The organism is Pseudomonas sp. UFMG81, assembly GCF_015354575.1.
GTDB lineage: Bacteria > Pseudomonadota > Gammaproteobacteria > Pseudomonadales > Pseudomonadaceae > Aquipseudomonas.
In genome coordinates, this window is record NZ_JACAFQ010000013.1 from 97,594 (window position 1) to 118,231 (window position 20,638).

A 20,638-nucleotide genomic window follows, 5' to 3' on the forward strand; every position below is an offset into this window, starting at 1 on the left:
CCCACAGGGATCGCGCCAGGTTTTTAGATTGTGAGCAAGACAGTTGCTCCCACAGGCTTTTTGTGGGGGGCCAGCTTGCTGGCGATCAGGGGGCAGGGTGCCCCGCAAACGCACTGCACAATCATTTACATGCAAGCGTCGCAGACGCGCGGCATACTGAGGGCCTGTTCCCAGCGTCATTTCAGGATTGGCCCCATGCAATTGGACCGTGCGACCGGCTGGTTCACCGGTGTTGCCCACTGCCCCTCCCCGAACTTCAATGCCCGCCCTGAGGGCGAAGCGATCTCGCTGCTGGTCATCCACAACATCAGCCTGCCACCCGCCTGCTTCGGTACCGGCAAGGTCCAGCAGTTCTTCCAGAACCGCCTCGACCCAGACGAGCATCCGTACTTCGCCACCATCAACCATTTGACCGTGTCGGCGCACCTGTTCGTCGAGCGCGACGGCGCGGTCACCCAGTTCGTCTCGCTGCTCGACCGCGCCTGGCATGCCGGGGTATCGCGCTTCGACGCGCGCGAAGGCTGCAACGATTTTTCCATCGGCATCGAGCTTGAAGGCACCGATGAGCTGCCCTACACCGATGCCCAGTACACCACCCTGGAGCAGCTGACCCGGGAGATCCGTGGCGCCTGGCCGGTGATCGATGCCAAGCGTATCTGCGGGCACAACGATATCGCGCCACAGCGCAAGACCGACCCTGGCCCGGCATTCGACTGGCCGCGCTACCGCGCCGCCCTGCTGCGTAACGAGGACAAGGCATGAGTTTTCTGGTGTTGCTGCTGGTGCTGTGGGTCGAGAAGTTCTCGGCCCTGCGCCATCGATTGCAGCGTGATGGTTTCTATCTCGGCGAGTTGGTGCGCCTGGAGCGCAGCGGCAAAGTGCACCCCTGGTGGACCCTGGCCATCCTGATCCTGGCGCCATTGGCGCTGCTGGTGTTGCTGCTGCATGTGCTGGAGCCGGTGGCTTATGGCTTGTTGGCGCTGCCGATTCACCTGCTGGTGTTGGTCTACAGCCTTGGGCGGGGTGACGTGAAAGCCGCGCTGGGGCCGTTCCGCGACGCCTGGCGACGGGGTGACGACCAGGCCGCGCTGCATGTGGCCGAACGTGACCTGGGGCTGGCCGCCGACGATGCGCCGTCGCTGATCAAGCGAGTGCAGGGGCACCTGCTGTGGCAGGCCTACCAGAACTTCTTCGCGGTGATCTTCTGGTACTTCCTGCTCGGCCCGGGCGCGGCATTGGCCTATCGCCTGCTCGCCCTTACCGTCGACCACAGCCGCCAGCCGGCGCTCAAGACCCTGGCCGAGCAGCTGCGCCATGCCCTGGACTGGCTGCCGGTGCGGGTCATGGCGGTGAGCTTCGCCCTGGTTGGCAACTTCGTCGCGGTCACCCGGGTGATGCTGCATGAACTGCTTGACTGGCATATCAGCGCCGGCCACCTGGTGGCCAAGGTCGGGCGGGTGGCCGATGACATTCCGGAAGAAGAGGACCGCCAGCGTGGCCTGGAGCGCCTGGACAGCCTGTGGGAGTTGCTGCTGCGCTGCGCGGTGCTGTGGTATGCCGGCTTCGCGCTTTGGACGGTGCTGGTCTGATCAACCGGCGTCGCCTGTTTCGCCGGCAAGCCGGCTCCTACGTTTCATTGGCCCTGTTCCCAAGGGCCTTCGCGTTTCCTGTAGGAGCCGGCAAGCCGGCTCCTACGTTTCATTGGTCCTGTTCCCAAGGGCCTGCGCGTTTTCTGTAGGAGCCGGCTTGCCGGCGAACAGGCCTGTGAACACCCGCTTAACCTTAAGTTACAAACCTTGAATCCATTCTGCGTTATACAAAGCGTTTGGCCCTCGATGGCCAAGTGCTACCCCGCAGAACAACAAGAATTCAAGGAGGTGACCCGTGAAGCATCTGCTCTATCCGGCCATCGCACTGATGAACCGGCTGAGCTTCGGCATGAAGTTCAGCCTGATCAGCGTCCTCTTCTTCCTGCCCATGCTGGCCACCAGCTTCTACCTGGTGCGCGACGCCTATAACCAATTCCACGCCACCCGGGTCGAGCTGCTGGGCCTTGCTCCGCTGGGCGAGAGCCTGGCGCTGCGTGGAGACCTGGAAACCCTCGGCAACCTGCTGCAGATCAACGCCGTGCTGGGCCAGTCGGGCCAGGCCGGTGACGTGGAGAGCCGCATCACCGCGCTACAGGACAAGGTCCAGGCGCGGCTCGACACGCTCCAGGCCAGCGACCCGGCGCTTGAAGCCAAGCGCGCCGAACTGGCCGAGGCGTTCACCCGCGCCCGTGGCGAAACCTCGTTGCAGAACAAGACGGCATTGTTCGACGGCCTGCTCGTCCAGGCCCAGGTGCTGGGCAAGCTGGTCGCCAGCCAGTCGGGCCTGAACCAGGACAGCCAGGCATCGGTGCGCCAGCTCGGTGAGCTGGTCGGCAGTGCCACGGCGCAGGTCACCCAGGCGATCGGTGAAGGGCGGGCGATGGGCTCGGTAGCCCTGGGCCGTGGCTTCATGGACTCCTCAGGCAGTGCCCGGTTCGAGGACCTGTTGCAGCGCCTGGAGCGGCTTTCCGCCGACTACGCCTTGCGTATCGATGACGCCCTGGGCACCGACAACCGCGCCAAAAGCACCCTTGCCGCCAGCGCCCAGGCCAGTCAGGCGACGGTCAAGCAGGCTGCCTCGCTGTTCGAGGACCAGGTGGTGGTGGCCGAGACCCTGGACACGCCCTGGGCCGGCTTCTACCAGCAGACCAGCGAACTGATGGCCCAGACCTACCGCCTCAACGACGCCGTGCTGGCCCATCTGCACGGGCAACTGGAAGATCGCCTGGGCCAGCATCGCCTGCGCATGATTGCCCTGGTCGCCGCGCTGGCCTCGGTGTTCGTGCTGATCATCTACCTGTACAGCGGCTTCTACGTCTCCACCCGCGAAACCCTGAGCAAGCTCGGCAGCGCCATGGACAAAGTGGCGGGCGGCGACATGACCGTGAGCTTCCAGGCCAGCAGCCAGGATGAACTGGGCGAGCTGGGGCGGGGCTTCAGCGAGACCGTGCGGCGCATCCGCGGGCTGATCGAGCAGGTCGGCCACACCGTCGCCACGGTCGAGGAGCAGGCCGGCCAGGTGCTGACGGTGTCGGCGCGCAGCAACCTGGCCGTTGGCGGCCAGCGCGAACAGATCGAGCAGGTGGCCACGGCCATGAACCAGATGAGCGCCACCGCGCTGGAAGTGGCGCGCAGCGCCGCGCTGGCGGCCGAAGGCGCGCAACGGGTCAACCACGAAAGCGCCACCGGCCGCGACCTGGTCGAGAGCCAGCAGGGCAGCATCGCCCGGCTGGCCGGCGAGATCGACCAGAGCGTGGTGGCGGTCAACCAGCTGGCCGCCGACAGCCAGGCCATCGGCCGGGTGCTGGAGGTGATCCGCAGCATTGCCGAGCAGACCAACCTGCTGGCGCTCAACGCCGCCATCGAGGCGGCTCGGGCCGGCGAGCAGGGCAGGGGTTTTGCCGTGGTCGCCGACGAGGTACGCACCCTGGCCCGGCGCACCCAGGACTCCACCGAGGAAATCGCCCAGATGATCCAGCGCCTGCGCGATGGCGTCGGCGCGGCGGTGCGGGTGATGGGCAGCAGCCACCAGATGGCCGCCGGCACCGTGGACGAGGCGCGCCAGGTACAGCAGGCGCTGGGCAACATCCTCGGCGCGGTGGGGGGGATCGTCGAGCAGAACCAGCAGATCGCCGCCGCCGTGGAGCAACAGACCGCCGTGGCCCATGACATCGACCAGAACATCGTGGCGATCAATCGCGCCGCGCAGGACACCACCGACGGCGCCTGCCAGACCGAGGATGCCAGTCGGGTGCTGTCGGCGCAGGTGGTGGAATTGAAGCGGTTGATCGGGGCGTTCAGGGTCTGAGTCCGCGCAGGCGGCACCCCCCGCAGGTGATGCCGCCCTTTGCGGTCAGTCGGCGACGTGGGCACTCTCCTGCTGCCGGTCGGCAAGTTCGAACAGCGACCGCGCCAAGGGCAACGGCACTTCGACACGCAGGATACTTGGCACCCTCAGCCCCAGGCGCTCCTGTTCCTGCTGGAAGCGGATGCCTTTGCGGGCATCCTCGAGCGTTTTGAGGTGGCCGCTACGATAGGCGTAGTGCTCCCGCGGGGTATCGAGTGCCGGATAGTGGAAATGCGCCTCCCACAGCGGCTTGCCGCTGCTGTCCATGATCAGGTAGTTGTCCATGAAACGCCGGTCCTTGCCTTTGCCGACAGATTGTCGAGCCTCTTGCACCTTGCGTACTGTCACTGTTTGCTTGGCCACCAGGTAGGTGAGGTAGCTGGCGTTGGGCTTGTGTGGGTTCTTGTAGACCATCAATGTCAGTTCGTCCGCCAACCGGTGCAATTCGGAGCTGGCGTCAATCAGGCGCTGACGCAGGCCAGAGCGGGTGCTGTCGAGCGGCTTGAGGGCGTTCTGCTGATCGTACTGGGTGACCAGAATGTCCAGCTCATCGGCATGGTCGAGCAACGGTTCGCTGATGTTTGCCGCCACGGCATCCTGTCGGGAGGCATGGGTCGTCGCATCGCGCATGAGTTTCGGTGATGCCTCCAGCCGACTGCGGGTTGCGGTGTCCAGTTGTGGCAGGTCTCTTTTGAGTGGCGCTGGGGTGATCTGCCACGGGCCTTGCCCGATTCGGCTGATTTCAAGGGGCGTGGCCTGGTCGTCACTGCTTATCAGGGTGAGGCGATCGGTGTTCTTGCCTTGTTGTTTGGCCTGAACCAGGCGCGAGCGACCATGACGTTTGAGGGTGACCACGCGGCGTGTATCAGGCGCCTGGCTGGCGGATGGCAACGCACCTTGAGCGGGGATGAAGTCGAAATCGATGTCCAGCAGTTCCGTGGACGGTAGGGCCGCGTCCTTGTCCTTTTCCAGCATTTCCAGCAGGCGGGTGTCGCAGTCTTTTCGATAGTCGTTGGTGATCTTGAGCAGTTCCCTGAGGTGCTCGGCGTTGCGGTCGGCTGCTTGTTCGGGGAAGTCAGGCTTCAACTGCTCGAAACTATCGGCAAGCACCTCGAACCGCTGTTGTAGCCAACTGAGCACCTCGAATCGGTTGGTCGCCGGTGTATTGCAGACGTAGTTGTACAGGTAGGACTCCTCCAGGAGTGCGCGGCACAGGTTGTTGGCCTTGACATGGAGCACGGCGGGGCTCCGTACATCCAGGGGATCGCTGCAAGCTAACAGCAGGCTGCGAACATGAATGATCCCGGACTTGATTTCGGTATCCGGAATGATCTCCCAGGAAGGTGAATGCTGCTTTTCTTTGTAGGCCTGATTGTCACGCAGCTTCTGCAGGATCTGGTTGTACTTCTCCGCCAGGGGAAGCCGCTTGACTAGGTTTGCCAGCCGCTCATGGTTGATGAGGCGAAGTTGCTCGGCGGCATGTGGGGCGTCCAGGACCTCCTGGAGTCGGAACTGGCGATCGGGATTCATTCCGGCCGCTTTCAGGGCATCCCCCAATTCCAGTTCATGGAGCAGCAGCACCTTGTGCACCTGCTTGAGCTGCTCGAACCGCTGAGTGCAGATTTTGTCGTGGATGCCGCGGCCGAGGTACATGTCGACGAACCTGGGGTTCTCATCGAACAATTTCAACTGAGCCTCAATGTCGTCGACGTGCGCGACGATTTTCTGAATGGCCCTCTCGCGACCGACACCAGGTGCCTTGGACAGTCTATCGATCACTGGGTACTCCTTGAGAAACGTCTCCAGCCTCCTGACGATCGCTTCGTTCTGTTCGTCCAGGTCCAGATGTTCAAGATCCTCCCGGTGCTGTTGCGCTTCCCTGGCTTTCTGATTCGCCTCCCTCATCGCCTCCAGTCGCGATGGCTTTTTCGGCCCGCCCCCTGCGCCAGGCAGCAACACCCCTTGCCAGTTGCCTCGGGCATCGCGTGAGACCGCTTCGCTGCGTCCTGGACGAGTGGCCACGTAGACGTTGTCCGCCGCCTGGGCCACTGCGTCCTCGGCGCGGACGATGCGCCACACGGCGCGCTGTGGCGAAGATGCGTCATTGTCCTGGAGTACCTGATACCGGTGGCCCTCGATCACGATGTAGAGCTTTTTCTCGAGTCGGTAGATACCATCTTCACCCGGTTTGGCCGTGGTTGGCAGGGTGCCCTGGCGCAAGGGCATGAGCCGCGTTTCGCTCAATGGGTAGTGGTCCGGCTCCGGCAGCAGGTCGGCGAGGACCGTGCGCTGAGCCAGGGCTATGCGCTCCACGTGCTCGATAAGCTTGGCCGCTTCGTGGATTTCGAAGCCCAGCGCAGTGCGTTGCGCGTCGTTGAGGGTGCGCAGCAGTGCTTGAGCCAGGCCGCGCTGGCCGCGTTCGACCTGGGCCAGCTCACCGCCGTCCAGGCTGCCGGCGTAGCGGGTGTCCGTGCGGTGCAGGGTGATGAAGGTTTTTGCGTCGTCCAGACCATGGCTGGCCAGGCGTTGCACGCCTGGAATTACCAGTCCGTCAGGCGCAGTGCCGCCGTGATGAACATCGATACCCAAGCCGGCGGGCCAGGCAGGATCGGCCAGCAGCATCGAACAGAACAACGCCTCGCTGTCACCGTCGAGCGGCTGATCGCTCGACCTGAAGGCATGCACCGCATTGAGCACACGCTGCTCGGTCTGTACGTGAAGGATGTCCTGCAATTGCTCGTGGGACAGCAGGGTGTCCGCCGCCAAGGTGCGAAGTGCTGGGTGATAGCGATACAAATGCGCCCTCGCGGCAGCCGACAGGCTGGGGAAGCGCTGGCCGAGTGCGCCGGTATCGGCAGGCAGGCCGAGGTCGAAGCCGGCCTGCTCCTTGGACAACACGTCCAGCAACTGCCATGGCGTGGTGGCATGCGCGTACCAGATCGACTCCAGTGTGCTGCGGCTGGTCTCGGCTAGCGCCAATAGCCGCTCGGCGCGCGCGCTTTGCAGGGTGGGCAACTGCCGAGCAGCGAGGCGTTGCAGCAGTTGCCCATCGCTCACGCTGCTGACGTCCATTTGCGTGGGGCTCGGCCCCTCGTTGCGGCCCAGCACGTTCGGCCAGTCCAACACCTCCTGGCCCTTGCGGCGCACCACGCTGGGGCCGTTCAGCGCCTGGACCAGCTCCCGGGCCCTGCGACGCGAAACTTTGCCTGCGGTGGCTTGCAGCCTGCCACTGATGATCAGGTCGCTGGTATCGGCCAGCGCCTGGATCGCCTCGGCCCGCTCGCCATCTCGCAACGCCGCGCCGGCCGTCACCAGCTGGTAGGCCAGGCTGCCCAGGGTGGCGCTGAGCATCAACCGGTTCGCCCCCAGCACACCGCCAGGCAGCGCCAGGGTAAGCAACCCGAGCGTTTCGCCGAGCACGATGCCCGCCGTGTCGCTCAACGCTTTCCATTGGCGTTGCGACAGGGTGACAGCGTGGGCCAGCAGGTCGGTCTTGAAACGCTCGACATGCAGGTGAGTGAGTGCCTGCTTGAGTGTCTGCGGGCGGTCGCTGGCAGTGATGGTCAGCTTTTCCTTGGGCGTCACCCCTTGGCCAAGCAGGTCGTAGAGCAGGCGATGGGTCCAGTTCAGGCCATCGCGCTTGGCCACCGGCGCGCCGAGGTGGGTGAACAGTGTCTTCTGCGCTTGCTGGTCGAGGCCGTCGAGGAACCACTTTTCGTTGGGCGCGCTTTTTATCTGCTCCAGCAAGGCATCGGTAGCCTGTTGCTGGCTGAAGTGGCGTTGCAGCGCGCCGTTCGAACGATTGGGGAAGTAGCTGAGCACACGGTCGCCGTCCAATCCCGGGAATTCGCGGGTGAAGAACGGCAAGGGCAAGCTATTGCCCGAGAAACTGAGTTGATGCTGGGTCCAGGGTTGAAGGGGGGCGTCGAATGTGGCGGGTACGCTGGCCAGCCATTGCCAGGTGTTGTCGTCGTCCGGCGCGAGGCGTGCGGCATCCAATACCGCCAGCTCGAACAACGCTTGATGGTAGTCGGTGAGCTGCCGCTTGAACGCAACGTTCATGACGCCCTCGACCAGTTTCGTCAGCAATGTTCCCAGGTCCAGGGCGTGGGCGTGCCGTTCGAAGGCTTCGGCGCTGATTACCTCGGGACGTTCAGCCGTGCCATTGGCGTAGCGGCTGATGTAGCTGTGTGGCAGATAGCGATTCTGGTAGGACGGGGGAAAGACGTTGGACAGGTCCAGGCGGGCGGCTTCCCAGAGCGTGAACGATTGAATGCGCTCCTGGGGTTCGCGTGTGCTCAGGGCTCGGGGCTGGCGTGTAGGGGCTACGGTGATGCGCGTATGGAAATACCAGGTTCTCGGGTCAACCGTTGTGGTGCTCAGCTTCGCCAGCGCTTGCTCAAGCTTGTTCATGCCCACTTCATCGAAAGCTTCCATGCAGTCGACAAGGCTGGCGGTCAGGCGCTTGTTGCGGTCGGAAACCTGGTTTGCCAGCTCGAAATAGCGTTGGCGCCTGGCGCTGTCGAGCGCCCCAAAATAGCTGTCCAGATTTCGGTCGATCAGTTGCAGTACCTGCAAGTCGAGATAGCTTTGCGCATCGTTCAGGGCTGGGGTGTAATGACTGGCGGGGAGGCGCTGGTGGTGCATGGTGCTTTCCTGATGGCGGATGAAAGCCGCCATGGAAGCGGAGTGCGCCATCGGCAATGCGGTATTGGGCTACTACCCAGGCATTACAGCCGCCGGTTGACTACCAATCGAACAGATCGCAGGCATTGCGGTGGGTGGCTTCGGTCAGCTGTTCGGTCGTCACGCCCATACAGTGTGCCAGCGCCTCGGCAATCTCCGGCAGGTGCTCGGGGCTGTTGCGCACCCCTGGATACATCGCCGGCGCCATATCCGGTGAGTCGGTCTCCAGCACCACGCTGTCCAGCGGCAGGCGCGCCAGGGTCTTGCGCAGGCGCAACGCCTGGGGCCAGGTCGCGGCGCCACCCAGGCCCAGCTTGAAGCCCAGCTTGATGTATTCCCGCGCCTCCTCGTAGCTCCCGGCAAAGGCATGGATGATCCCCGCCCGTGCCGGTTTGTAGCGCTTGAGGGTGGCGATCACCTGGGCATGGCTGCGGCGCACGTGCAGCAGTGCCGGCAGTTCGAAGTCGCAGGCCATCTGCAACTGCGCTTCGAAGAGATTCTGCTGACGCGCCGGGTCAAGCTCGGGCAGGTAGTAGTCCAGGCCGAATTCACCGACCGCGCACAGGCGTGGGTCACCGTGCAGGCGCTCCAGCCACTCACGCAGCTCGACCAGGTGCTCCGGGCGATGCTGGTCGAGGTAGATCGGGTGCAAACCCAACGCCGCGAATACGCAAGGTTCGGCGCAGGCCAGGTCCCACACGCGCTGCAAGTTCGCCTGATACACCCCCAGCACCACCATCCGCTCCACCCCGCGCGCTGCCGCATTGGCCAGCAGCTGCGGGCGGTCGGCGTCGAAGTCGGGGAAGTCGAGGTGGGTGTGGGTGTCGATCAGGCGCATGTCAGGCCGCCGGGATGCGTTGCTTGAAGGTCCGGCCGATGGCGTGCACGCCCGGCTCGTAACGCTTCTCTTCGATGGCCGCCAGCGCCAGTTCCAGCGCGGTGGCGGCGATCAGGCCGTGCTGCTGGGCCATGGCATTGACCGGCAGTGGCAGGAAGTCGAGCAACTGGTTGTCGCCGAAGGTGCCCAGGTGCAGTTGGCGCGAATCGGCCGGGCGCGCCTGCAAGGTATCGAACACACCCTGCAACAGCACATAGGAGGTGGTCACCAGGGCATCCGGCAGGCCGCCTTGCTCTTCAATCAGTTGCTGCATCAGGCGTTGGCCGCACTCGCGGCTGAAGGCTTCACCCTGGTAACGGCGCACGTCACCGCCATAGCTTTGCAGGGCTTCTTCGAAGCCACCGGCGCGGGCTTGGCTGACCGACAACTCCGGGCGTGCGCCAATCAGCGCGATGCTGCGCGGGCGGGTTTGCAACAGGCTCTCGGCCAGTTGGCGGCTGGCGTCGCGATCATCGCTGATCACCGAGCAGAAGTGCGCAGGGTCCAGGCGTCGGTCGATGGCGATCACCGGCAGGCCCTTGTCCTGCAGTTCGCGGTAGCTGTCATCCTCCGGCGCCAGGCAGCTGGCGACGAACAGCGCGTCGCAGCGGCGCGCGCGGAACAGCTGCTGCAACTGGTGCTCGCTGCCGGGCTGGTCGTCGCTGCTGGCAATCAGCAACTGGTAGCCACGGGCACGGGCACCTTGCTCCAGCTGCTTGGCAATGCGGGCGTAGCTGGGGTTCTCCAGATCCGGGAGAATGAAGCCCAGTGTGCGGGTATGGCGGCTGCGCAGGCCGGCGGCCTGGGGGTTGGGCGTGAAGCCATGGGCCTCGACCACCGCGCGCACGCGCTCGACGGTGCTGTTGCTGATGCGCTGCTGTTCGGCCTTGCCATTGATGACGTAGCTGGCGGTGGTCACGGACACACCGGCCAGACGGGCGATATCGCTGAGTTTCACCGAATTTTCCTTGTTATTTCCGGGGCTGACGGCTTGCCTGGCCGGGTAGTTTCCCTCAAGGCCTGGCTCGCGAGCAGGCGACCATTGTCGCAATTGTCCGACAGGATGGGGCTTTTTCGTCGGCAGATTATCGAGTAACGTGGCCGCTTGGTCAGATTAAACGTTTCAGCATGGCGATTTTTCCTGCCGACAGAAAAGAAATTGCTGCTTGTGCTGAGCGTTCAAACGGCTTTTGCCGTTGAATTCCACAACAATACCTCGGTACCCGACGCGGGCACCGCAAAAGGAGAAGGTCATGCTCGAGCTTGCCGTGGAGCAGATTGCCATGGGCCAGAAGGCCGCCGACAAGGGCCAGGCCCTGGCCTTGCTGGCCCAGCGCCTGGTGGCCGACGGCCTGGTGGCCGAGGGGTATCTCGAAGGCCTGCTGGCCCGTGAGGCACAGGGTTCGACCTTCCTCGGCCAGGGCATCGCCATCCCCCATGGCACCCCGCAGACCCGCGACCTGGTATTCGCCACCGGCGTACGCCTGCTGCAATTCCCCGAAGGGGTGGACTGGGGCGATGGGCAGATCGTCTACCTGGCCATCGGCATCGCCGCCCGCTCCGACGAACACCTGCGCCTGTTGCAACTGCTCACCCGCGCCCTGGGCGAGACCGACCTGGCCGAAGCCCTGCGCCGTGCCAGCAGCGCCGACGCGTTGCTCAAGCTGCTGCAAGGGGCGCCGCAGGCGCTGGCGCTGGATGCGCAACTGGTCAGCCTCAACCATGCGGCCGAAGACTTCGACGAACTGGCCTGGCGTGGTGCGCGCCTGCTGCAACGCGCCGGTTGCGTGGACAGCGGTTTCGCCGCCGTGCTGCAACAGGCCGAGCCACTGCCGCTGGGCGAGGGCCTGTGGTGGCTGCACAGCGAGCGTCAGGTACGCCAGCCCGGCCTGGCCTTCATCACCCCCGCGCAGCCGCTGCGCTACCGCGACCAGCCGCTCAACGGCCTGTTCTGCCTGGCCAGCCTGGGCGCTGCGCACCAGGCCCTGCTCGAACGCTTGTGCGAAGTGCTGATCGAAGGCCGTGGGCAGATGCTCTACCAGGCCACCAGCAGCCGCGCGGTGCTCGAAGTGCTGGGCGGTGAAGCCCCTGCTGACTGGCCCAGCGCCCGCGTGGTGCTGGCCAACCCCCATGGCTTGCACGCCCGCCCGGCCAAAGAGCTGGCGCAGCTGGCCAAGGGCTTCGAGGGCGAGATCCGCATCCGCCTGCTCGACAGCGCTCAGCCCGCCGTGTCGGTGAAGAGCCTGAGCAAGCTGCTCAGCCTCGGCGCGCGCCGTGGCCAGGCCCTGGAGTTGATCGCCGAGCCGGCCATCGCCGCCGATGCACTGCCCGTGCTGCTGGCGGCCATCGAGCAAGGGCTGGGTGAAGACATCGAGCCACTGGCGCCAAGCCCCCAGGTGGATGAAGTCGCCGTCGCGCCCTTGCAGGCGCCGGCCCCTGGCAGCACCTTGCAAGGCGTGGCCGCCGCGCCCGGCATCGCCAGCGGCCCGGCCCACGTGTGCGTCGAGCGCGAGATCGACTACCCGTTGCGGGGCGAGTCGCCGGCCCAGGAGCGGCTGAAGCTGCGCCAGGCCATCGAGCAGGTGCATGCCGACCTGCAAACCCTGGTCCTGCGCAGCGGCAAGGCCATTGGCGAAATCTTCGTCACCCATCAGGAAATGCTCGCCGACCCGGCGCTGACCGACGAAGTCGAGCTGCGCCTGGCCCAGGGTGAAAGCGCCGCCGCTGCCTGGATGGCGGTGATCGACGCCGCCGCCCGCCAGCAAGAGGCCTTGCACGATGCACTGCTGGCCGAGCGTGCGGCCGACCTGCGCGACATCGGCCGGCGGGTGCTGGCGCAACTGTGCGGCGTGCAGGCCAGCGCCGAGCCCGAACAACCCTACGTACTGGTGATGGCCGAGGTCGGCCCGTCCGACGTGGCGCGGCTGGACCCGGCGCGGGTCGCTGGCATCGTCACCGCCCAGGGCGGCGCCACTGCCCACAGCGCCATCGTCGCCCGCGCGCTGGGCATCCCGGCGGTGGTCGGCGCCGGCGCGGCAGTGCTGCTGCTGGAAAGCGGCACCCCCCTGCTGCTCGACGGCCAGCGCGGCCGGGTCACGGTCGCGCCGCCCGAGGAGGAACTGCGCCGGGCCCTGGCCGAGCGCGATGCCCGCGAGCGCCGCTTGCAGATCGCCTGGGCCAACCGCCACGAGCCCGCCGTGACCCGCGATGGCCAGCGCGTCGAAGTGTGCGCCAACATCGGTGAAAGCAGCGGCATCGACAAGGTGGTGGAGCAGGGCGCCGAAGGCATCGGCCTGCTGCGCACCGAACTGATCTTCATGGCCCACCCGCAGGCACCGGACATCGCCACCCAAGAGGCCGAGTACCGCCGTGTGCTCGACGGCCTGGCCGGGCGGCCGCTGGTGGTGCGCACCCTCGACGTGGGCGGTGACAAACCCTTGCCCTACTGGCCGATCGCCGCCGAAGAGAACCCCTTCTTGGGTGTGCGCGGCGTGCGCCTGACCTTGCAGCGCCCGCAGGTGATGGAGGACCAGCTGCGCGCCCTGTTGCGCGCCGCGGACAACCGCCCCCTGCGGATCATGTTCCCCATGGTCGGCCAGGTGCATGAATGGCGCGCCGCCAAGGCCATGGTCGAGCGCCTGCGTGAGGAGATTCCGGTGGCCGACTTGCAGGTCGGCATCATGGTCGAGGTACCGTCCGCCGCGTTGCTGGCGCCGCAGCTGGCCCGCGAAGTGGACTTCTTCAGCATCGGCACCAACGACCTGACGCAATACACCCTGGCCATCGACCGTGGCCACCCAAGCCTTTCGGCCCAGGCCGACGGCCTGCACCCGGCGGTGCTGCAACTGATCGACATGACCGTGCGCGCCGCCCATGCCCACGGCAAGTGGGTGGGGGTATGCGGCGAGCTGGCTGCCGACCCGCAGGCGGTCGCCGTGCTGCTGGGGCTGGACGTCGACGAACTGAGCGTGGCCGCCCGCAGCGTCCCCGAAGTCAAGGCCCTGGTGCGCCAGGCCGACCTTTCCACGGCCCGCGCATTGGCGCGCGAGGCCTTGCAACAAGACAGCGCCGAAGCGGTTCGGGCGCTGGTGGAGCGTTACTGAAATGGCCAAGATCCTCACCCTCACCCTCAACCCGGCGCTGGACATCACCGTCAGCCTCGACCGCCTGCGCCCAGGCCTGGTCAACCGCGCCCATGCCCAGCACAGCCATGCCGCCGGCAAGGGCCTGAACGTCGCCCAGGTGCTGGCCGACCTGGGGCACAGCGTCACCGTGGGTGGCTTTCTCGGCCAGGACAACCTGCAACCGTTCGAGGCGCTGATCGCCCAGCGCGGTTTTGCCGACTGCTTCGTCCGCGTGCCGGGCGAGACCCGCAGCAACATCAAGCTGGTCGAAGCCGATGGCCGCGTCACCGATATCAATGGGCAAGGGCCAGAGGTGGACGAGGCGGCCAGGAACGACCTGCTGCACCGCCTGGCGCGGATCGCCCCCGGGCACGACGCAGTGGTGGTGGCCGGCAGCTTGCCGCGCGGTATCAGCGCGCAGTGGTTGCGTGAACTGCTGCAGATGCTCAAGGCACAAGGTTTGAAAGTGGCCCTGGACAGCAGTGGCGAAGCCCTGCGCGCCGGCTTGCAGGCCGCGCCCTGGCTGGTCAAGCCCAACACCGACGAGCTCGGTGAGGTGCTGGGCCTGCCGGTGCAGGATCTGGCGCAACAACGCGCCGCCGCCGGCCAGTTGCTGGCCAGTGGCGTCGAGCATGTGGTGGTGTCCCAGGGCGAGCACGGCGTGGCCTGGTTCGCCGCCGGCCTGGCGCTGCACGCCCGGCCACCGCAGGTGCCTATCGCCAGTACCGTCGGCGCTGGCGACTCGCTGGTCGCCGGCATGGTCCACGGCCTGCTGCAAGGCGAAGCCGCGCAAGACACCCTGCGCCGCGCCACCGCGATTGCCGCCCAGGCGGTGACCCAGGTGGGGTTCGGCATTCACGACCGCAATCAGCTGGCTCAGCTGGCGGCCGGCGTGCAACTGACCGCACAACAACAAGAACAAGAGGGCTGCTGATGAACATTGCCATTGTCACCGCCTGCCCCAACGGCCAGGTCTCCAGCGTGCTCAGCGCCCGCCTGTTGGCGGCTGCCGCCCAGCGCCGCGGCTGGAGCACCAGCGTCGAGGTACAGGACGCCGAACACCCCGAACGCCGCCTGACCCCGGTGCAGATCGTCGAGGCCGACTGGGTGCTGGTGGTCAGCACCGGCCCGGTCGACCTGGCGCGCTTCGCTGGCAAGCGCGTGTATCAAAGCACCCCTGCCCAGGCCTTGGCCGACCGCGAAGGTTTTCTCGACGAAGCGGCGGCCAGCGCTGCGCTGCTGGAGACTGCACCGGCAACCGTGGGTTCGATGCCCAGGATCGTGGCGGTGACCGCCTGCCCGACCGGCGTGGCGCACACCTTCATGGCCGCCGAAGCGTTGCAGCAAGCGGCCCAGGCCATGGGCTACCGCCTCAGCGTCGAGACCCAGGGTTCGGTGGGGGCACGCAACCCACTGCCCGCCGAGGCCATCGCCGAGGCTGACGTGGTGTTGCTGGCCGCCGACATCGAAGTGCCCACCGCGCGCTTTGCCGGCAAACGCATCTACCGTTGCGGCACCGGTATCGCCCTCAAGCAGGCCCGCGCCACCCTGGACAAGGCGTTGGCCGAAGGCAAGCTGGAGAGCGACGCCGATACCGCCAACACCGCGCCGAAAACCGAGAAGACCGGCGTATACAAGCACCTGCTGACCGGCGTGTCGTTCATGCTGCCGATGGTGGTGGCCGGCGGCCTGCTGATCGCCCTGTCGTTCGTGTTCGGCATCGAGGCCTACAAAGAGGCCGGTACGCTGCCGGCGGCGCTGATGCAGATCGGCGGCGAAGCGGCGTTCAAGCTGATGGTGCCGCTGCTGGCCGGCTACATCGCCTGGTCCATCGCCGACCGCCCGGGCCTGGCCCCAGGGATGATCGGCGGCCTGCTGGCCGGCACCCTCGGCGCAGGTTTCATCGGTGGCATCGTCGCCGGTTTTCTCGCCGGTTACAGCGCCAAGGCCATCGCCCGCTGGGTGAACTTGCCCACCAGCCTCGAAGCGCTCAAGCCGATCCTGATCATCCCGCTGCTGGCCAGCCTGTTCACCGGGCTGGTGATGATCTACGTGGTCGGCCAGCCGGTGGCGGCGATGCTGGCAGGGCTTACGCAGTTCCTCGACAGCATGGGCACCACCAACGCCATCCTGCTTGGGCTGTTGCTCGGCGGCATGATGTGCGTCGACCTCGGCGGGCCGATCAACAAGGCCGCCTATGCGTTTTCGGTGGGGCTGCTGGCGTCATCCAGCTACGCGCCGATGGCCGCGACCATGGCGGCCGGCATGGTGCCGCCGATCGGTCTGGGCATCGCCACCTTCATCGCCCGGCGCAAGTTCGCCCAAAGCGAGCGCGAGGCTGGCAAGGCGGCGCTGGCGCTGGGGTTGTGCTTCATCTCCGAAGGGGCGATTCCGTTCGCTGCCAAGGACCCGTTGCGGGTGATCCCGGCGAGCATTGCCGGTGGTGCGTTGACCGGTGCGTTGTCGATGTACTTCGGCTGCAAGCTGATGGCGCCCCATGGCGGGCTGTTCGTGCTGTTGATCCCCAATGCGATCAACCATGCGCTGCTGTACCTGCTGGCGATTCTCGCCGGCAGCCTGCTGACGGCTGTGGTGTATGCCGTGATCAAGAAGGGCGAGCAGGTGGAGTTGGTGGTGGCGCCGGCCAAGGGCTGACCTTGGTCTTGCGCGGTCGCTGTAGGAGCGGCCTTGCCGGGGCGCCGGACCGGCCGGAAAGGGCTGCGCAGCAGCCCCCAGATTCCTGTGTTTTGCACATATTGCTGGGGCTGCTGCGCAGCCCTTTCGCGACACAAGGCCGCTCCTACAGGGGGGCATCACCCCCGCGCCTTGCCCCGCAACGGCTTCAACAAATCCCCCAGCCCGTTATGGTCGATCTCATGCATCAACGCCAGCAGCCCACCCAGCTCGCCCGGCGGGAAGCCTTTGCGCGCGAACCACGCCAGGTAGTCGCCCGGCAGGTCGGCGATGACCCGCCCCTGGTACTTGCCAAAGGGCATGGTGCGGGTGACCAGCAGTTGCAGGGATTCAGGCTTCATCAGTGCGGACCTTGGGCAAGTGATGCGCGGACCATACTGCAAACTGCACGACGACCCAAGCGGCGATCATGCAGAACGCCGCGTCGAGGATGGATTGCGTTTACTCTAAGTAATTGAAATTAAACACTTATTTTTCAAGCTCCTGGCTGGCATGAAGCCTGCTCCGTTACAGGTGACTTCCACCTGCCAAGGAGCAGCTGCCATGAGCAACCCCAACAAAGACGTGATCGATGTGCTCAACGACCTCATCGAGTACAGCAAGGACGGCGAGAAAGGCTTCAAGACTTCCGCCGAGGATGTGAAGAACCCCGAGCTCAAGGCCTTCTTCGTGCAACGTGCCGGCGAGTGCGCCAGTGCTGCCGCCGAGCTGCAAAGCGAAGTGCGCCGCTTGGGTGGCGACCCGGAAACCAGCACCAGCATCAGCGGCGACCTGCACCGTGGCTGGGTGAACCTCAAGTCGATGGTCACCGGCAAGGACGAAGAAGCGGTGCTCAATGAAGTGGAACGCGGCGAGGACCACGCGCTGAAGGCCTACAAGGATGGCCGTGAGAAGCTGGTCAAGCTGGGCCGTAGCGTCAGCGACCCGACCTACACGCTGGTAGAGAAGCAGTTGCAGGGCGTACAGCGTAACCATGACCAGGTGAAAGCGCTGCGCAACGCCGCCCGCGCCCGGTCGTGAACCCTTCGCCGGCAAGGCCGGCTCCTACGAGGCGTGTAGGAGCCGGCCTTGCCGGCGAATGGGCCGCACAGTCACTCAGGCTTGGGCCCCTCGACCCGATTACGGCCATTGGCCTTGGCCCGGTACAAGGCTTCATCCGCTCCGCCCAGCAGCCCGGCCAGGTCCTGTTGGCTGCCGGGCACATGCAGGCCGATCCCCACACTGACCGTCACCGCCCGCTCATCTTCACCGAACGGCGGCATCGCTTCGACACTGGCGCGTATCCGCTCGGCCAGCAGCAAGGCACCGGCCAGCTCGGTCTCCGGCAGCACCACCTGGAACTCCTCACCGCCATATCGCGCCGCCAGGTCCGCAGGCCGGCGGATGCAACGCTCGATGGTGTTGGCCACCTCACGCAGCACATGGTCGCCGCCGGCATGGCCATGGCGCTGGTTGAACGCCTTGAAGTGATCCACGTCGACCATCAGCACCGCCAGCGGTTGGCGGTTGCGTTGCGCGCGCGCCCACTCCTGGCGCAGCACCTGGTCCAGGCGGCGACGGTTGGCCAGCCCGGTGAGGCTGTCCGTGGCCGCCAGGGTGGCCAGTACCTGCTCGGCGTCATGGCGGCGGCGCAATTCGCGGCCCAGCAGCAGGGTCAGCCAGAGAATGCCGATGCACAGCACCCCAGTGGCGACACTGACCAGGATCGCCGTGCGCCGCCAGGACTGGAACACCTCATCGCTGGAATGCACCACCAGCACGATCAGTGGCAGGTCGGCGACCCGGGCGAAGGTGTAGATGCGTTGAGTCTCGCGCGTGCTCGAACGGGCGGTGAAGCTGCCGCTGCGCTCGCCGAGGATGCGCTTGAAGTTGGGGCGCTCGGCAAAGCTGGTGCCGATCAGCGGGTCATGCGGCCGGGTGGGCTGGCGCGCCAGCAACTGGCCGTCGGTGTTGATCAGGTTGATGCTGCTGTCCGTGCCGATGTCCAGGCGTTCGAACAGCTGGTTGAAGTACGCCAGGCGCAGGGCGCCCGCAGCCAGGCCCTGGAACTCGCCCTCGCGGCCGGAAATGCGTCGGCTGAAACTGATGCACCAGTCCAGGTTGCCCAGGCGGGCCTTGAACGGCGGGCTGATCAACAGGCCCAGGCCGGGGTGGTCGCGGTGAGCCTGGAACGGCGCGGTGTCAGCGAAATTGGCCTGGCGCGGCACCACGCTGGTGGAGTCGCCGACCACATCGCCCTTGGCGTCGAGCCAGAGGATGTCGCCGCGCACCGGTGCCGAGATGGCCTGGTTGAACAGGATCTGCTGGCGCAGGTTGGGCTGCACGTTGAGCAATTCGGGGTGGTGCACGGCCCAGATCAGGCCTTTGAGCGACTGGTCGTAGAGTTCGACGTTGCGCAGGATGTCGCTTTCGATCAGTTGGACGATGTTGCTCGACGAGCGGATGGCCGACTGCTCGACGCTGTCGCGCTCGCGCCCCAGCAGGTAGCTGACGATGGCCACGATGGCGAGCACGGCGAGGCAACTGCCCAGGTTGAGGATCAGTTCGGGGTGTGACTTGTACAGGGCGGATCGTGGTGATCGGGTGGGCAACGTCATGCTCGCAACTGCATAAGCCCCGGGATCCATGGGGAGTGGGCCGGAAAGCGGCGGCGATATTCTAGGGAAGTGTGGATTGTCGGACAAGATTTGTAGTGATTTGTCCGACGGAAATGATTCAGTGCGCTTCCGGGTGCCTGGCGGTGGCCCTTACCCGATATCCCGACAGGCACCCACAGGCCACCGCGTGATTCTGATTAACCAAGGGCAGCGGTGTGGCGCCCATGCGCCTGTCTTGGAATCGCATGTAGGCCACCAGGTGCATGCCGACAGGTTTGCAGCGCCCTCAAGATCGAGCGCNTCGCAACTGCATAAGCCCCGGGATCCATGGGGAGTGGGCCGGAAAGCGGCGGCGATATTCTAGGGAAGTGTGGATTGTCGGACAAGATTTGTAGTGATTTGTCCGACGGAAATGATTCAGTGCGCTTCCGGGTGCCTGGCGGTGGCCCTTACCCGATATCCCGACAGGCACCCACAGGCCACCGCGTGATTCTGATTAACCAAGGGCAGCGGTGTGGCGCCCATGCGCCTGTCTTGGAATCGCATGTAGGCCACCAGGTGCATGCCGACAGGTTTGCAGCGCCCTCAAGATCGAGCGCCGCCCGCGCGGCGCATCGCTGGCAAGCCAGCTCCCACATCTGTTTCGGGCCAGTTATGCCTGTGAGGTCTCCACTGTCCGCCTTGGTGCATGTCTCAAGACAAGCGAGAGGCCAGCAATGCCCGCCTCGATACCGCGTCATGCCAACAAGGCGGACAGTGGAGATAGCCCAGGAGTAACTGGCCCGAAACAAATGAGCGCGCTGCAAAAACACCGACAGGCACCTGGTGGCCCTGACCCAATCTCTCGACATGCACCTGGTGGCCATTACCGGCTCCTGATCAGGCCCCCCGACGGCGTACGACTTTTCCGAATCTGCAACCAAATACTTCAGGCATGCACTGCCTGGGACTTATCCTACGTGCCTGCCGGAAGGCTCTGGATAGGCCGGGAAACGCATCAGGGATAACTTCACCGGGTCGCCCATTTGGGTGACCGGGCGTGAGAACCCGATGATGTGAGTTTCGGCCTTTCTTCATGGCAGCCGTGTTCGGGCAGACCTTTGGTCTGGCCGGGTCTCATGTCCTCGGTTTCTCACCCCGTGCACGGTTGCCACCCAATCCCGTGAGAAAGGTTCAAGTGGTGATTTCTTCAATCGACATGAGCGATTCGGAATGAAAAAACTAGTCCCTGATCCCCCCATCCCCTACATCTCCATCATCGATCACCTGTCCCACGACGCCGCCATGGCACACGCAGCGATCCTCATGGAGACAATGAACAGAACCTTGGATGTCTACTTTCTGTTCGACACCGATGACCGCCCCGCAGCCCTGGTGGACAACGTCTGCATCCTCAGCCAGCTGCTGCGTTGCCTGCTCGACCATGCCCGGTCGCGGGAGGTGGCGCCATGAGCGACAAGCCCGAACCCGCCTTCACCGCAGGCGTCGAGACCTTTCTCGAGTTGTACCGTGTACGGCCGGATATTCCCTTCAGCCGAGCCTTCGATGAGTTGTCGATGTTGCAGGGCTGCATCCTGCACCTGACCACCGAGGCGGAAATGGAGGGGGACCTGCTGGCCGGCAGCGCGGCACGGATCCTCAGCGCCATGGCCAAGGCGCTGGTCAATGACCTGGAGATCGGGTTGAACAGGAACCGGTGAAGGAAGGGCCGCCTCGCGGCCCAT

General features: G+C 65.4%; 14 protein-coding genes and 1 pseudogene. 10 read left to right on the forward strand and 5 right to left on the reverse strand.

The annotated features are described in order from the left end of the window. The first annotated feature begins 195 nt into the window (after positions 1-195). From ampD to IX761_RS27615, 4 genes and pseudogenes are all read left to right on the forward strand, one after another. Positions 196-762: a 1,6-anhydro-N-acetylmuramyl-L-alanine amidase AmpD gene (ampD, locus tag IX761_RS12700; protein ID WP_194789931.1), complete on the forward strand. Its 567-nt coding sequence runs from the start codon at positions 196-198 to the stop codon at positions 760-762. Beyond that, positions 759-1,589, forward strand: a complete 831-nt coding sequence (gene ampE, locus IX761_RS12705) for a regulatory signaling modulator protein AmpE (RefSeq protein ID WP_194789932.1) — start codon at positions 759-761, stop codon at positions 1,587-1,589. The genes ampD and ampE overlap by 4 nt, the downstream gene beginning before the upstream one ends. Before the next feature lie 1,246 nt (positions 1,590-2,835). Then, a pseudogene (locus IX761_RS27610) lies at positions 2,836-3,039 on the forward strand (HAMP domain-containing protein); the annotation flags it as partial. Positions 3,040-3,192: 153 nt separating this feature from the next. After that, the gene (locus tag IX761_RS27615) at positions 3,193-3,897 is read left to right on the forward strand and encodes a methyl-accepting chemotaxis protein (RefSeq protein WP_416366781.1); all 705 of its coding nucleotides are present in this window, start codon (positions 3,193-3,195) and stop codon (positions 3,895-3,897) included. 45 nt (positions 3,898-3,942) lie between these two features. Here the strand turns inward: IX761_RS27615 and IX761_RS12715 are convergent, their stop codons facing one another. The 3 genes from IX761_RS12715 to cra form a co-directional block, all read right to left on the reverse strand. Next, complete coding sequence (locus IX761_RS12715; RefSeq protein ID WP_194789934.1) at positions 3,943-8,583, reverse strand: DUF6543 domain-containing protein; 4,641 nt, start codon at positions 8,581-8,583, stop codon at positions 3,943-3,945. Positions 8,584-8,683: 100 nt separating this feature from the next. Then, positions 8,684-9,460 (reverse strand): TatD family hydrolase, encoded by a 777-nt coding sequence (locus IX761_RS12720; protein ID WP_194789935.1) that lies wholly within the window; start codon positions 9,458-9,460, stop codon positions 8,684-8,686. Between the two features lies 1 nt (position 9,461). Beyond that, the gene (cra, locus tag IX761_RS12725) at positions 9,462-10,457 is read right to left on the reverse strand and encodes a catabolite repressor/activator (RefSeq protein WP_194789936.1); all 996 of its coding nucleotides are present in this window, start codon (positions 10,455-10,457) and stop codon (positions 9,462-9,464) included. Positions 10,458-10,752: 295 nt separating this feature from the next. On the opposite strand from cra, the gene ptsP reads away from it, so the two are divergent. The 3 genes from ptsP to IX761_RS12740 are packed head-to-tail and all read left to right on the forward strand — an operon-like array spanning position 10,753 to position 16,278. Continuing rightward, on the forward strand, positions 10,753-13,602 hold the full coding sequence (ptsP, locus tag IX761_RS12730) for a phosphoenolpyruvate--protein phosphotransferase (protein ID WP_194789937.1): 2,850 nt from the start codon (positions 10,753-10,755) through the stop codon (positions 13,600-13,602). Position 13,603: 1 nt separating this feature from the next. Continuing rightward, on the forward strand, positions 13,604-14,557 hold the full coding sequence (pfkB, locus tag IX761_RS12735) for a 1-phosphofructokinase (protein ID WP_194789938.1): 954 nt from the start codon (positions 13,604-13,606) through the stop codon (positions 14,555-14,557). Further along, a complete protein-coding gene (locus tag IX761_RS12740; protein WP_194789939.1) occupies positions 14,557-16,278 on the forward strand; it encodes a PTS fructose-like transporter subunit IIB in 1,722 nt (573 codons plus the stop codon). The genes pfkB and IX761_RS12740 overlap by 1 nt, the downstream gene beginning before the upstream one ends. Before the next feature lie 158 nt (positions 16,279-16,436). Here the strand turns inward: IX761_RS12740 and IX761_RS12745 are convergent, their stop codons facing one another. After that, entirely contained in the window at positions 16,437-16,658 is a 222-nt protein-coding gene (locus tag IX761_RS12745; protein WP_194789940.1) for a DUF3820 family protein, read from the reverse strand. A gap of 202 nt (positions 16,659-16,860) precedes the next feature. Between IX761_RS12745 and IX761_RS12750 the strand changes: the two genes are divergently transcribed. After that, entirely contained in the window at positions 16,861-17,337 is a 477-nt protein-coding gene (locus IX761_RS12750; RefSeq protein ID WP_194789941.1) for a ferritin-like domain-containing protein, read from the forward strand. Positions 17,338-17,408: 71 nt separating this feature from the next. On the opposite strand, the gene IX761_RS12755 is transcribed toward IX761_RS12750, so the two are convergent. Beyond that, the gene (locus tag IX761_RS12755) at positions 17,409-18,908 is read right to left on the reverse strand and encodes a sensor domain-containing diguanylate cyclase (RefSeq protein ID WP_194789953.1); all 1,500 of its coding nucleotides are present in this window, start codon (positions 18,906-18,908) and stop codon (positions 17,409-17,411) included. 1,218 nt (positions 18,909-20,126) lie between these two features. Here IX761_RS12755 and IX761_RS12760 point away from each other — a divergent pair. Further along, positions 20,127-20,366 (forward strand): hypothetical protein, encoded by a 240-nt coding sequence (locus IX761_RS12760; protein WP_194789942.1) that lies wholly within the window; start codon positions 20,127-20,129, stop codon positions 20,364-20,366. Then, positions 20,363-20,614, forward strand: coding sequence for a DUF3077 domain-containing protein (locus tag IX761_RS12765; protein WP_194789943.1), 252 nt, complete (start codon positions 20,363-20,365; stop codon positions 20,612-20,614). The genes IX761_RS12760 and IX761_RS12765 overlap by 4 nt, the downstream gene beginning before the upstream one ends. Positions 20,615-20,638: the final 24 nt, after the last annotated feature.